The organism is Paraburkholderia sp. ZP32-5 (assembly GCF_021390495.1).
Lineage (GTDB): Bacteria > Pseudomonadota > Gammaproteobacteria > Burkholderiales > Burkholderiaceae > Paraburkholderia.
This window is the reverse complement of the sequence record NZ_JAJEJP010000002.1, coordinates 2,084,024-2,097,283: the sequence shown is the minus strand read 5'-3', so window position 1 is coordinate 2,097,283 and position 13,260 is coordinate 2,084,024. Positions and strand designations below refer to the sequence as shown.

Genomic DNA, 13,260 nt, shown 5'->3' with positions numbered 1-13,260 from the left:
GTCAAGTAACGGCCGTTGATATTAGCGCTGGCGCCGCGCCGCGCGCTTTCTACGCGGCCCCGTCGATGCACGCACGATCAGCTCGGGCGATGGGCCGAGCACCATCGGCGGCTGCCGTGCCGGCGTCTGAATCAGCTTGATCAGACTGTCTATCGACAACTCCGCGACCGCCGCCGTCTGGATCGCGACGGTGGTCAGCGCGGGGTGAACCTGGTGCGCGAGCTGGATGTCGGTGATGCCGATCACCGATACGTCGCCGGGCACCGAGCGCCCGAGCGTGATCAGCGCCTGCACGGCGCCGATCGCGAGCAGGTCGTTGGTCGCGAAGATCGCGCTCAATTGCGGCCGGTTCGTCATCAATTGCATGCAGGCGGCGTAGCCGGCGTCGATCGAGTCGCGAATCTGCAGCACCGCGGCGGCGTCGGCTTCGATGCCGGCCGCGCGCATTGCCGCGCGAAAACCGTTCGAGCGCGCATCCTGCAAACCGCCGCAACCGTCACCGATCAACAGGCCGATGTCGCGATGGCCGAGTTCGAGCAGATGCTGCGCGGCCAACTCGCCGGCACGCGCGAAATCGACCGCGATGCAGGGGAGTGCGGGCGGCATTTCGGGGTGTTCCCACATCGCCAGCAGGATCGGCGCGCTATGCGTTGCCGACGCGCACAGGTCGTTGATCGTGATGTCCGTGTTCATTACCAGCACGCCGTCGGCGAGCGTGCCGGCAATCTGGTTCAGATACGCGCGGCCGATTTCGGCGTCGTCGTCGGTATTGCAGACCATCAGGAAGTAGCCGCGTTTGCGCGCCGCGCGCTCGGCCGCGAGCACGAACTCCGGGTAGAACGGGTTGGAGATATTCGACAGCATCAGCGCCAGGGTCGACGAGCGGCCTTCGGCCAGCGCGCGCGCGTTCAGGTTGGGCCGGTAGCCCAGATCGGCGATCGCTTTGAGCACGCGCTCGGCGGTTTCCGGGCGGACTTTCTCGCGATTGCGCAGCACATTGGAGACGGTGGCGGCGGTAACCTGCGCGCGCTTCGCCACTTCAGACAGCGTGACCATGTTCGATATATCCCATATTCAGGGAGCGCAATTCAAATGTTGCGGACGATCGGCGACATTGCTAAGTTTCTGGAAAACATCAGGAGACACCTACCATGACTTTCTCCATCGAACTCGAATTTAAGCGATTAAATGCCGCCGGCACAAGGGCGGCACGTTTATTTTTGCGCGCAATTTAAGCGGTTAAATCAGCGCGGAGAAAGCATGGCGGCGACTGGTTTGGCGGATGCGCAGAAAGCCTGAGGCGAGCATCCGCCGATGAGCCGGCCGGCTTGCGAATGACGAGTGACGAATTACGGATTCCGCCACAGAGCGGCTTACATCGCCGGCCACGCTGCGTAGCCGGTCAACAAGGTAGACAAGGAGACACAGGATGATTGCTCTTCGCCTTCGCCGTCTTGCCCGGGTGTCGATCGCCGCCGCGCTGGTGGCCGGTGCACTCGGCAGCGCCGCCGTCGACGCGGCCACGCTCAACGTCAACGTATCGGCGCGCGGTAATCAGCGCTCGACCTGGCAGGATGCATTCGACCAGTTCAAGAAAGCCAATCCCGACGTCGATCTGAAAGTCACGTACATCACCGAGGAAGCGTACAAGGTGCAGATGGGCGGCTGGCTCGCGACCGATCCGCCCGACGTCGTGTCGTGGCACGACGGCGAACGGATGGCCTATTACGCGCAACGCGGGCTGCTCGAAGATCTGAGCCCGGATTGGGCGAAGAACAACTGGTCGCAGCAGTATGCGTCGGTCAAGGAGGCGTCGACATATCAGGGCAAGCAGTACGCGGCGCCACTCGGGTATGACGCGTACGGCTTTTTCTATCGCAAGGATCTGTTCGAGAAGGCGGGGATCAAAAGCGAGCCGAAAACGTGGGAAGAATTTATCGATGCGACGAACAAGCTGAAGGCGATCGGCGTCGCGCCGATCGCGGTGCCCGCGCGCGATGGCTGGACGCTTGCCGCGTGGTTCGATTACCTCGATCTGCGTATCAACGGCAACGAGTTCCATCAGAAGCTGATGGCCGGCGAAATCCCTTATACCGATCCGCGCGTGAAGAAGGTCTACACGACGTGGAAAACGCTGCTCGACAATCACGCGTATATCGACAATGCGCTGTCCTACGATGTCGATTCGGTCGCGCCGTTTCTCGTCAACGGCAAGGCCGCGATGATGCTGATGGGCACGTTCTTCTCGGCGAGCTTCCCGGCGTCGATCAAGGACCAGATCGGCTTTTTCCGTTTCCCGGTGATCGATGCGAACGTGCCGATGGCCGAAGACGGTCCCGTCAACGTACTGCTGATTCCGGCGAAGGCGAAGAACAAGGCCGACGCGCGCAGGCTGCTTGCGTTCATGGAGACGCCGAAGATCAACGCGGAACTCGCGAAGGGCTGGGGTCAACTGCCGTCCAATAGCCAGGCGGCCGAGCCGGAAGACGCGATTTCGAAAGTCGGCTTCCAGACGCTCGCGAATACGAAAGGCGGCATCGCGCAGTTCTACGATCGCGACATGCAGAAGGAAATGGCCGACGAAGGCATGAAGGCGATGCAGCAGTTCTATAGCGACCCGTCGCAAATCGATACGATACTTGCTCACCTCGAAGCGACGCGCAAGCGCATCTATCACAAGTAAGTCTCACGACGCCCGGCCGTGTGATCGCGGCCGGTGTTCGCTTGCGTCTTTGTTTTCGCTTTCGTTTTTCCGCATTCGATTTTCGCCGAGGCCGATCCATGTCCGATACCGCAGCGCGCCGCCTGCCAGCGGCGCGGCCCCGTCGCGTCTCGACGACGCGCCGTCATCAGCATCGCGCGGCGTTTTTCTTTCTGCTGCCGGGCTGCGCGTTGTTCACGCTGTGCGTGATCTATCCGATCATCAGCAGCATTTCGCTGAGCTTCTATAACTGGGACGGCATGACGCCGAAGACCTTCGCGGGTCTCGCCAATTACGTCGAGCTGTTTCAGTCCGATACGTTTTATACGGCGCTGAAGAACAACCTGATCTGGCTCGCGTTGTTTCTTCTGGCGCCGCCGTTGGGCTTGATGTTCGCGCTGTATCTGAATCAGCACGTGCGCGGCATGCGTGTCGTGAAGTCGCTGTTTTTCGCGCCGTTCGTATTGTCGGGCGTGGTGGTCGGCCTTGTATTCAGCTGGTTCTACGACCCGACGTTCGGGCTCTTGCGCCTGATCGTCGGGCGCGGCATTCCGGTGCTCGGCGATCCGCACACGGTCACCTTCGGCATCATCTTCGCCGCGCTGTGGCCGCAAACGCCGTTCTGTATGGTGCTGTATCTGACCGGGCTCACTGGCATCAATCCCGAGGTGGTCGAGGCTGCGCGGATGGAGGGCGCGCAAGGGCTGCGTCTTTTGTGGCACGTGATCCTGCCGCAATTGCGGCCCGCCACCTTCATGGCGGTCGTGCTGACCGTGATCGGTGCGCTGCGCAGCTTCGATCTGATCGCGGTAATGAGTAGTGGCGGGCCATTCGACAGTTCGACCGTGCTCGCTTATTACATGTACGACCAGGCGATCAAGTACTACCGAGAAGGCTATTCCGCGGCGATTGCCGTCGTGCTGTTCGCGATCATGCTCGTCTATATCGTGTTCCATTTGCGCCGCATGCTGCGCGAGGAAAGCTGATTTCATCGCTGGATTTCGCTGCTCCCGAGGAGTACTTCGTCATGTATCCGCTGCCGGTCGAACGCTGGAAACCACTCAATCGCGCGCTCTATAAGGCGTCGTTGCCACTCGCATTGGTGATCTGGCTGCTGCCGATGCTCGCGGTGCTCGTCACGTCGATCCGCTCGTCGGATGAACTGGTGCAGGGCGATTACTGGGGTTGGCCAAAACATTTCGCGTTGCTCGAAAACTACGGCACCGCGCTCACGCAAACGCCGATGCTGCATTACTTCGCCAATAGCGTGCTGATTACGGTGCCTTCGGTGATCGGCGCGATCGTACTGGCGTCGATGGCGGGCTTCGCGTTGGCGATCTATCGCTTTCCGGGCAATACGGCGGTGCTGTTCGCGTTCGTCGCCGGTAATTTCGTGCCGATCCAGATCCTGATGATTCCGGTGCGCGACATGGCATTGAAAGTCGGACTCTTCAATACCGTGTGGGCGCTGGTGATTTTTCACGTGTCGTTTCAGACCGGCTTTTGCACGCTGTTTCTGCGCAACTTCATCAAGCAGTTGCCGTTCGAGATGATCGAAGCGGCGCGCGTCGAAGGCGCGGGGGAATGGACGATCTATCTGCGCATCGTGCTGCCATTGATTCGTCCGGCGTTGGCCGCGCTCGGCATTCTCGTATTCACGTTCGTATGGAACGACTATTTCTGGGCGCTGTGTCTGACGCAGGGCGACGATGCCGCACCGATCACGGTCGGCGTTGCCGCGCTGAAGGGGCAGTGGACCACCGCGTGGAATCTGGTCGCGGCGGGCTCGGTGCTGGCCGCGTTGCCTTCGGTGCTGATGTTCTTCGCGATGCAACGGCACTTCGTCGCTGGGCTGACGTTCGGCGCGAGCAAGGGATGAGCAACGCACAAGCAACCGATAAGCAACGGCATCACGACCTGAACAACGATTGACGCACACGTCGGCGTCAATTCACCACGAGACTTTCACATGCAACTAGGTGTCTGCTACTACCCGGAACAATGGCCGCGCACGATGTGGGCCGACGACGCACAGCGGATGGTCGAACTCGGCATCACGCACGTGCGGATCGCCGAATTTGCATGGAGCCGCATGGAGCCGCGCGCCGGCGAATTCGCGTGGCAATGGCTCGACGAAGCCGTTGAAGCGCTCGCGAATGCGGGCCTGAAACTCGTATTGGGCACGCCGACCGCGTCGCCGCCGAAGTGGCTCGTCGATGCCTATCCGGACGTGTTGCCGGTGCGTCACGACGGCACGCGCTGGAATTTCGGCTCGCGCCGTCATTACGATATTTCGAGCAATACGTATCGGCGCGAATGCGTGCGTATCGTCGCCGCGATGGCGCAACGCTATGGACGGCATCCGTCGATCGTCGCGTGGCAGACCGACAATGAACTCGGTTGCCACGACACGGTGCCGAGCTATTCGGACGCGGCACTGAAGCGTTTTCACGCGTGGCTGCGGCAGCGTTACGAAACCGTCGACGCATTGAACGACGCGTGGGGCAACGTGTTCTGGAGCATGGAGTATCCATCGTTCGACGCAATCGGCTTGCCGAACCTGACGCCCACCGACGCGAACCCGAGCCATCTGCTCGACTTTCGCCGCTTCATGTCCGACGAAGTGGCGAGCTTCCATCGCGAGCAGATCGACGTGCTGCGCGAGCACGCGCCGAACGCCGATCTGCTGCACAACTTCATGGGCTTTTTCACGACCTTCGATCACTATCGCTTTGCCGCGGATAACGCGATCGACGTCGCCGCATGGGACAGCTATCCGATCGCGCGCACCGAAACGATCGCGCTGCCCGACGAACAGAAAGCGCGCTTCGCGCGCACCGGGCATCCCGATGTGTCCGCGTTCGATCACGACCGCTATCGGGGCGTTGGCGCCGGCCGCTTCTGGGTGATGGAGCAGCAGGCGGGGCCGGTGAACTGGGCCTCGTGGAATCCGGTGCCGGCGCAGGGGATGGTGCGGCTGTGGGCGTATGAGGCGTTTGCGCACGGCGCGGAGCTGGTGTCGTATTTCCGCTGGCGTCAGTGTCCTTATGCGCAGGAGCAGATGCACTCCGGGCTCAATCTGCCGAATAGCGAGCTGTCGCCGGGCGGTCTGGAGGTGCGGCAGGCGGCGCGCGAGATTGCGAATTCAACGGCACTGTCGACGCTCGCCGCGCCCGCGCGCTCGGCCGTCGCGTTGGTGTTCGATTACGAAACGCAATGGATGTTCGAGATTCAACGGCACGGCAAGAGCTTCGATTATCAGACGCTTGCGTTCGACTACTACGCGTCGCTGCGCGAACTCGGACTCGACGTCGATATCGTGTCGAGCCGCGCGGATCTTTCGGCATATCGGCTCGTCGTCGTGCCGAGCCTCGCGGTGATCGACGACGCGCTCGTCGCGCAGATCTCGCGTAGCACGGCGCAATGGGTGTTCGGTCCGCGCAGCGGTTCGAAGACGAGCACGTTCGCGATTCCCGGCAATCTGCCGCCTGGTGCATTGCAGCGCGTGCTGCCGATTCAGGTGCTGGAAGTGGAAACGCTGCGGCCGACGCTGACGCCCGCGCTGGCTATCGACGACATGCAGGGGAGTGCGCTGCACTGGCGCGAGCATGTGCGCGCCAATGGCGAGACGCGCGTCGCCGCGCGCTTCGACGATGCGTGGCCCGCGTTGCTGATGCACGGCAATGTGCGTTATGTCGCTGGATGGCTGTCGCACGAACTGCATCGCACGGTACTGCGGCAGGCGGCGCGCGACGCGCGCCTCGATACGCAATTGCTCGTCGATGGATTGCGGATTCGCCGGCGCGGCGGCCTGACGTTCGCCTTCAATTTCAGTGCGCAGCCGGTGCAGGTGCCTGCGCCGGCCAAGGCGACCTTTGTGCTCGGCGAGCCGCGGCTGAAGAGCGGAGATGTTTGCGTGTGGCAAGACGCGTGATGCAGCGCATACGCGAAAACGCACGCGCCGCAGCACGCATACATCACTTCGCCGGCGCGGCCTTTTCCTTCTGCTGGTTCACGCAGTCCGACGTGATGGCCATGCTGGCCTGATCGGGCGTCATGTGCGGCGCGTCGGGGCGGTAGATCTTGTCGATGATCGCGTCGACCGCCGCGCGATCGGACGGGTCTTTGTAGTAGTAGGCGGCCTGATCGAGCGCCTGCGCTTTGGTTTTCTTGTGCGTGCGCCATGACGCGACCTGGCCGGCGATATCGCCCAAGGCAAAACATTGATCGCTGACGGTTTGCGCAACGGCCTGGGCGGCCGGTTGCGCGACGCACAGCGCGACGAGCGCGGATACGACGACGCGTTTCATTACCTGAATCCTGAGATGAGACGGGCGGCGGCGCGGTGACGGCGGTCGTCGCCGTTCGGCCGGCGCGCGGATAAACAACCGCGTAGTGTATCGGGAAGCAGCGCGGGGCGCTTTTCCACGCGGCCTGCTGCATATGGCCACCTCATGTAGCCACATCACGCGGCCACATCAGGCGGCCTACCGCTTCAGCAGCCCAAGCAGATAGACGCATTCATCCGCAGTCCGATTCTCGAATGCGCAGGCAACCGGCGGCCCTAACTGCAGGCAGTCGCCTTCCTCGAGAACGTGCGTGAGTTCGCCCTCTTCGAAGACGAGGGTGCCCGACGTTACCCAAATCTGCTGGTGCTGGAACGAGAACGCCGACGGCGGATAGGCCACGCGCGTTTGCGGCGGCAACGTCACATGCACCAGTTCGAGCGCCGAGCCGTTCAGCGGCGACACGACGCGCCGCGTGTATCCAGTCTCCGGATCCCGCCACAGCGGTTGTGCGTCGGCCCGGCTGAGCCGCATGCCGGCCTGCTCGGCCAGCGCGAGCAAGGTCGACAGTTGCAGGCCAAAGGCGCCCGACAGCCGCCCCAGCACCGTCGCCGTAGGGCTCGCCTCGTTGCGCTCGATCTTGCTGATCATCGCCTTGGACACGCCCGAACGCTCCGCCAGTTCGGCGAGAGACCAGTTCCGCGCCTCGCGTTCTGTCTTGATGCGCGAAGCAATTGCTTCGGTCGGATCGCTTACCACTCGTGCTCCTGTACGTCGAAAGGCCTGAGGGCCCGAATTATAAGCGGGCGGTCTCACACGGCCGGCACGCCCGTTTTGATGCCGGCGACGTTCACCCAGGCTGGTGTAAACCCCAGCGTATTTGTTTACTGTAGTGTCCTATTGTCCACTATAGTAAACGAAACGACGCGACACTTTGATGCACGTGCGTGTGCAGGTGCGTGTGCAGGTCGACTGAAACCAGGGAAAGGTCATGGCAAAAGAAATCCATCTGAATGCGTTCGATATGAATTGCGTGGGCCACATCCAGCAGGGGATGTGGACCCATCCGCGCGATCAGTCGAGCCGTTACAACGAACTGCGGTATTGGACTGATTACGCGAAGAAACTCGAAGCGGGCCTGTTCGACGGTATCTTTTTTGCAGATGTCGTCGGCGTGTACGACGTGTATGGCGCGAGTCCCGATGCGTCGCTGCGCGGTGCGGTTCAGGTGCCGGTGAACGACCCCACGCTGCTGATTCCGGCGATGGCCGCCGTCACCAACCATCTCAGCTTCGGCGTGACCTGCAATCTGACGTACGAGCAGCCGTTCCTGTTCGCGCGCCGCATGTCGACGCTCGATCATCTGACCGGCGGCCGGATCGGTTGGAACATCGTGACCGGTTATCTCGACAGCGCGGCCCGCGCGATCGGTATCGATCATCAGTTGGCGCACGACGACCGCTACGATCTCGCGGACGAATACATGTCGCTGGTCTACAAGCTGTGGGAAGGCAGCTGGGATGACGACGCGCTGATCCGCGATGCCGCGCGCGGCGTCTACGCGGATCCCGCGAAGGTTCGCGCGATCCATCATCGCGGCGCGCAATACAGGGTCGATGCGATGCATCTGTGCGAGCCCTCGCCGCAGCGCACGCCGGTCCTGTATCAGGCCGGTTCGTCGCCGCGCGGCGTCAAGTTCGCGGCCACGCACGCCGAATGCGTGTTCGTCAACGGCCAGAAGAAGGACGGCGTGAAAGAGATCGTCGACGGCATCCGCGCGCGAGCGGTCGGCTACGGGCGTGACGCCGACGACGTGAAGGTGTTCATGGGCGCGTCGCTGGTGATCGGCCGCACCGATGCCGAAGCGCGCGACAAGCTCGAAGACTATCGCCGCTATGTGAACTCGGAAGCGGCGCTCGCGCATGCGGCGGCGTCGATGGGCATCGACTTCGCGCGCTACGACATCGACGAGCCGATCAACACGCAGAACAGCCAGGCGATCACCTCCAACGTGACGGCGATGACGCGCGCGGCGGGCCCGCAATGGACACGCCGCAAGCTGCTCGAACAGATGGTGCTGGGCAGCCGCCAGACGCCGTGGGTCGGCTCCGCGGAAAGCATCGCGGAACAGATGATCGGCTGGTCGGAAGAGACCGGCATCAGCGGCTTCAATCTGTCGCGCACCGTGGTGCCCGAATGCTTCGACGACGTCACGCAACTGCTCGTGCCGATCCTGCAGGAGCGCGGTGCATACAAGACCGCGTATCGCGACGGCACGTACCGCGAGAAGCTGTTCGGCCACGCGCGGCTGCCTGAGTCGCACACCGCTGCGCAGTACCGCAACGGCGGCAGCGCCGGACAACGTTGATTTCCGTCGACCGGAAGGAGAGCGCCATGATCAGCAAGACGATGTTTCGCGACGCGATGGCCGGGCTGGGCGCGTCCGTCAACGTAATCACGACCGACGGCGCGGCGGGCAAGGCCGGCTGCACGGCCTCCGCGGTGTGCGCGGTCACCGATGAGCCGCCCACGCTGCTCGTCTGCATCAATCGGGCGAGCCGCAATAACGCGGTGATTCGCGAAAACGGCAGGCTGTGCGTGAACGTGCTGTCCGCCGAGCAGCAGCATGTCGCGATGCGCTTCTCGACCAAAGACCTGAGCCTCGACGAACGTTTCGCGTGCGCGGAGTGGGAGCAGCTCGACACCGGCGCGCCGGTGCTGAGCGACGCGCTCAGCGCACTCGATTGCGACATCGAGTCGAGCGTCGAAGTCGGCACGCACACGGTGTTCTTCTGCACGATCAAGGCGGCGCGCGCGCCGGTGCAAGGCGAGGGCCTCATCTACTTCGCGCGCGACTTTCATCGCGTGGGCAATGCGATGGCCGCACTGGCCACGGCGCAAGGCTAACTGCTGGTATCGGCATCAGTGCGCGCCAGCTGGCGGCGCTGTTGCCGCCCATCCGAATCAACCGACCCAACACCACCATGACGATTCAATATCCGAAAGTCCGTCTGCTGATCGGCGCTTCATGGCGCGACGCGCCGGGTCTGCCCGTCATCAATCCCGCGGACGAAAGCGAAATCGGCACCGTGCCGAAGGCCACCGCGCAGGATCTGGACGACGCGCTCGAAGCGGCGCGGCACGGTCTGCAGATCTGGAAACAGACGGCGCCGGCGCGCCGCGCGGAAATCATTCTGCGGGCGACCGAACTGCTGCGCGAACGGGTCGATGCGTACGCACCGGTCATCGCGCTCGAACAGGGCAAAACGCTTGCGCAGGCGCGCGCCGAAGTACTGCGTAGCTGCGACCTGATGGCTTGGGACGCCAACGAGGCGAAGCGGATCTACGGCCGCGTGATTCCCGCCGAACCGGGCATGCGGCATACGGTGATCCGCGAGCCGCTGGGCGTGATTGCCGCGTTCACGCCGTGGAATTTCCCGATGAGTTCGCCGGCGCGCAAGGTGGGCGGCGCGCTCGCGAGCGGCTGCTCGATCATCCTGAAGCCGGCCGAGGAAACGCCGGCCGGCGCGGTTCTGCTCGCGACCGCGCTGCTCGACGCGGGTTTGCCGCACGGCGTGCTGAATCTCGTGTATGGCGACCCGGCGCAAATCTCCGCGCATCTGATCGCGAGTCCGATCGTGCGTGGCATTACGTTCACCGGCTCGACGCCGGTCGGCAAGCATCTCGCCGAAATCGCCGCGCGTTACATGAAGCCGGCAATCATGGAACTGGGCGGTCATGCGCCGGTGGTGATCTGCGACGACGTGGATCCGTGGGAGACCGCGCTCGCCTGCATCAAGGGCAAGCTGAACAACGCCGGCCAGGTGTGCGTCGCGCCGACCCGCTACTTCGTGCACCGCTCGATCTATACGCAGTTCGTCGACGCGATCGGTCAACACGGCCGGGACGTGCGCGTCGGCGATCCGTTCGCGGCCGATAGCGACATCGGTCCGCTGACGAGCCGTCGCCGGCTCGACGCGATCACCGCGCTGGTCGACGATGCGGTCGCGAAGGGCGCGCGGCTCGTGTGTGGCGGCAAGCGTGCCGACGGCCCCGGTTTCAGATTCCCGCTGACGGTGCTCGCGGACGTACCCGACAACGCGCGGGCGCTGGTCGAGGAACCGTTCGGTCCGGTCTGTCTGGTGATGCCGGTCGATTCGCTCGACGAAGCGATCGCGAAAGCAAATGCGACACCGTACGGCCTCGCCGGCTACGCGTTCACGCGCTCGGCCGCCAACGCTTACCGGTTGGGCCAGGAAATGGAAGTCGGCAATCTCGCGATCAACCATTTCGTGTCGGCCGTCTCCGAAACGCCGTTTGGCGGCATCAAGGAAAGCGGCTATGGGCGTGAAGGCGGCGTGGAAGGGCTCGAATGCTACACGACCGTCAAAAGCATCTCGCATCTGATGCTATAGAGCCGGGCGCGCCGACGGTGGGCACGCTCAGCGCAGTACGACACCGTATCAGCTGATTCGTTGTTCGGTCGGGACATGAGGGCCCCGTGTCCGCGCTCGTCTTTTAACAAAGGCCCAATGGAGATTGCATGCGTCCCATTCATGCGCTAGTTGCACTGCCCGTGGCGTTCGTACTCGTAATGCCATTTTTCATCAACCAGGTGACGCCTTTCGTGCTCGGCATGCCGTTGCTGCTCGGGTGGCTCGCGGGCACCTTGGTCGTGACGTCCATCGTGATGGCGCTGATCTATCTGTCGGACCGGCAGCATCGGCTCGCGGCCGGTCAGGTCGAAGGAGACGCGGCATGAACGTGGCGCTTCTTCTGATCTTCGGCGCGATGGCGCTGGCGCTGTTTCTCGGCGTGCGCGCGCGCTTCGGCAAACCGATGAGCCTCGAACAATGGGCGGTCGGCGGGCGGGGCTTCGGCACGATCATCGTGTTTCTGCTGATGGCCGGCGAAATCTATACGACCTTCGTGTTTCTCGGCGGCAGCGGCTACGCGTATGGCCATGGCGGCGCCGCGTATTACATGCTCGGTTACGGCAGCCTGTGTTTCGTGCTGTCGTACTGGCTGCTTCCGCCGATCTGGCGTTACGCGAAACAGAGAGGCCTGATTTCGCAGCCGGACTTTTTCGCCGCGAAATACGATAGTCCGGCACTCGGCGTGTTCGTCGCGATCGTCGGCGTGATCGCGCTGATTCCGTATCTGGTGCTGCAATTGAAGGGGCTCGGCATCATTGTCGGGGTCGCGTCGTATTCCGCGCTGTCGTCGACGCAAGGCGTGTGGATCGGCGCGACGGTGGTCGCGATCTACGTGGCCGTGTCCGGTGTTCACGGTTCGGCCTGGACGTCTGTCGTCAAAGATATTCTCGTGATGGGCGTCGCGGTCTTCCTCGGCCTGTATCTGCCGTTCCATTACTACGGCGGCGTCGGCCCGATGTTCGCCGCGATCGAGCAGGCCAAGCCCGGTTTCCTCGCGTTGCAGCCGCATGGCGAAAGTCCCGTCTGGCTGGTGTCGACGGTGGTGCTGTCGACGCTCGGCTTCTATATGTGGCCGCATATGTTCATGGCGACGTATACGGCCAAACAGGAGGACGTACTGCGCAGAAATGCGTTCGTGCTGCCGATCTATCAGCTGATGCTGCTGTTCATCTTCTTCGTCGGCTTCGCGGCGGTGTTGCAGGTGCCGGGCCTGAAGGGCGGTGAAATCGACCTCGCGCTGCTGAAGATCTCGCTGCAAACGTTCGACCCGTGGTTCGTCGGCGTGATCGGCGCGGCCGGTGTGCTGACCGCGCTGGTGCCTGCGTCGATGATTCTGATGACCGCCTCCACGCTGCTGTCGTACAACGTGTATCGTCTCGCGCGCCCCAGTGCGAGCAAGGCACATATTGCGTCGACCGCGCGCTGGGTCGCGCCGTGCGTGATGCTGGTCGCCGTGTACTTCACGCTGCAGGGCGGCCGTACGATCGTGTCGCTGCTGCTGATGGCCTATGCGCTGGTCACGCAGTTGTTCCCGGTGCTGCTCGCGTCGCTGTTGCGTTCGAACCCGGTCACGCGGACGGCGGCGTTCGCCAGCATCATCGTCGGCGAGGCGACGGTCGCCTATGTGTCGGTGACCAAATCGACGATTGCGCAGTTGCTGCCGTTTTTGCCGGACGCGCTGAAAGATCTCAATGTAGGCATCGTCGCGCTGATCCTGAACGTGCTGACGTTGATCGTCGTGACCGCGCTCACGCGTCGCGCCGATGCGCGCACGCGGCGCGAGGCCGCGACGCTGTAACGCAAGTCCGTGCGCGCCACGTCGCGCACGGTTTTTTCC

The 13,260-nt window shown here is 63.1% G+C and carries 12 protein-coding genes; 9 read left to right on the top strand and 3 right to left on the bottom strand.

Annotation, left to right across the window (positions count from 1 at the left end):
* Positions 1-21: 21 nt before the first annotated feature.
* Positions 22-1,056 (bottom strand): LacI family DNA-binding transcriptional regulator, encoded by a 1,035-nt coding sequence (locus tag L0U82_RS28060; protein WP_233836231.1) that lies wholly within the window; start codon positions 1,054-1,056, stop codon positions 22-24.
* A 373-nt stretch (positions 1,057-1,429) separates the two neighbouring features.
* Here L0U82_RS28060 and L0U82_RS28055 point away from each other — a divergent pair, with 373 nt between their 5' ends.
* The 4 genes from L0U82_RS28055 to L0U82_RS28040 all read left to right on the top strand — a co-directional run bounded on the left by L0U82_RS28055 (position 1,430) and on the right by L0U82_RS28040 (position 6,635).
* The gene (locus tag L0U82_RS28055; RefSeq protein ID WP_233836230.1) at positions 1,430-2,683 is read left to right on the top strand and encodes an ABC transporter substrate-binding protein; all 1,254 of its coding nucleotides are present in this window, start codon (positions 1,430-1,432) and stop codon (positions 2,681-2,683) included.
* Between the two features lie 98 nt (positions 2,684-2,781).
* Entirely contained in the window at positions 2,782-3,687 is a 906-nt protein-coding gene (locus L0U82_RS28050) for a carbohydrate ABC transporter permease (RefSeq protein ID WP_233836229.1), read from the top strand.
* A gap of 41 nt (positions 3,688-3,728) precedes the next feature.
* Complete coding sequence (locus L0U82_RS28045; RefSeq protein WP_233836228.1) at positions 3,729-4,580, top strand: carbohydrate ABC transporter permease; 852 nt, start codon at positions 3,729-3,731, stop codon at positions 4,578-4,580.
* Between the two features lie 90 nt (positions 4,581-4,670).
* The gene (locus L0U82_RS28040; RefSeq protein ID WP_233836227.1) at positions 4,671-6,635 is read left to right on the top strand and encodes a beta-galactosidase; all 1,965 of its coding nucleotides are present in this window, start codon (positions 4,671-4,673) and stop codon (positions 6,633-6,635) included.
* A gap of 43 nt (positions 6,636-6,678) precedes the next feature.
* Here the strand turns inward: L0U82_RS28040 and L0U82_RS28035 are convergent, their stop codons facing one another.
* Together L0U82_RS28035 and L0U82_RS28030 are read right to left on the bottom strand one after the other, a co-directional pair.
* A complete protein-coding gene (locus L0U82_RS28035; protein ID WP_233836226.1) occupies positions 6,679-7,011 on the bottom strand; it encodes a hypothetical protein in 333 nt (110 codons plus the stop codon).
* A 177-nt stretch (positions 7,012-7,188) separates the two neighbouring features.
* Positions 7,189-7,746 carry a helix-turn-helix domain-containing protein gene (locus L0U82_RS28030; protein ID WP_233836224.1) on the bottom strand — a complete coding sequence of 186 codons (558 nt, stop codon included), beginning with the start codon at positions 7,744-7,746 and terminating at the stop codon, positions 7,189-7,191.
* A 232-nt stretch (positions 7,747-7,978) separates the two neighbouring features.
* Here L0U82_RS28030 and L0U82_RS28025 point away from each other — a divergent pair, with 232 nt between their 5' ends.
* From L0U82_RS28025 to L0U82_RS28005, 5 genes are all read left to right on the top strand, one after another.
* Entirely contained in the window at positions 7,979-9,355 is a 1,377-nt protein-coding gene (locus tag L0U82_RS28025; protein ID WP_233836222.1) for an LLM class flavin-dependent oxidoreductase, read from the top strand.
* A 26-nt stretch (positions 9,356-9,381) separates the two neighbouring features.
* Positions 9,382-9,894: a flavin reductase gene (locus L0U82_RS28020; RefSeq protein ID WP_233836220.1), complete on the top strand. Its 513-nt coding sequence runs from the start codon at positions 9,382-9,384 to the stop codon at positions 9,892-9,894.
* 77 nt (positions 9,895-9,971) lie between these two features.
* Positions 9,972-11,402, top strand: coding sequence for an NAD-dependent succinate-semialdehyde dehydrogenase (locus L0U82_RS28015; protein ID WP_233836218.1), 1,431 nt, complete (start codon positions 9,972-9,974; stop codon positions 11,400-11,402).
* 128 nt (positions 11,403-11,530) lie between these two features.
* Positions 11,531-11,749, top strand: coding sequence for a DUF3311 domain-containing protein (locus L0U82_RS28010; protein ID WP_233836216.1), 219 nt, complete (start codon positions 11,531-11,533; stop codon positions 11,747-11,749).
* A complete protein-coding gene (locus L0U82_RS28005) occupies positions 11,746-13,221 on the top strand; it encodes a sodium:solute symporter family protein (protein ID WP_233836214.1) in 1,476 nt (491 codons plus the stop codon). The genes L0U82_RS28010 and L0U82_RS28005 overlap by 4 nt, the downstream gene beginning before the upstream one ends.
* The last annotated feature ends 39 nt before the right edge of the window (positions 13,222-13,260 follow it).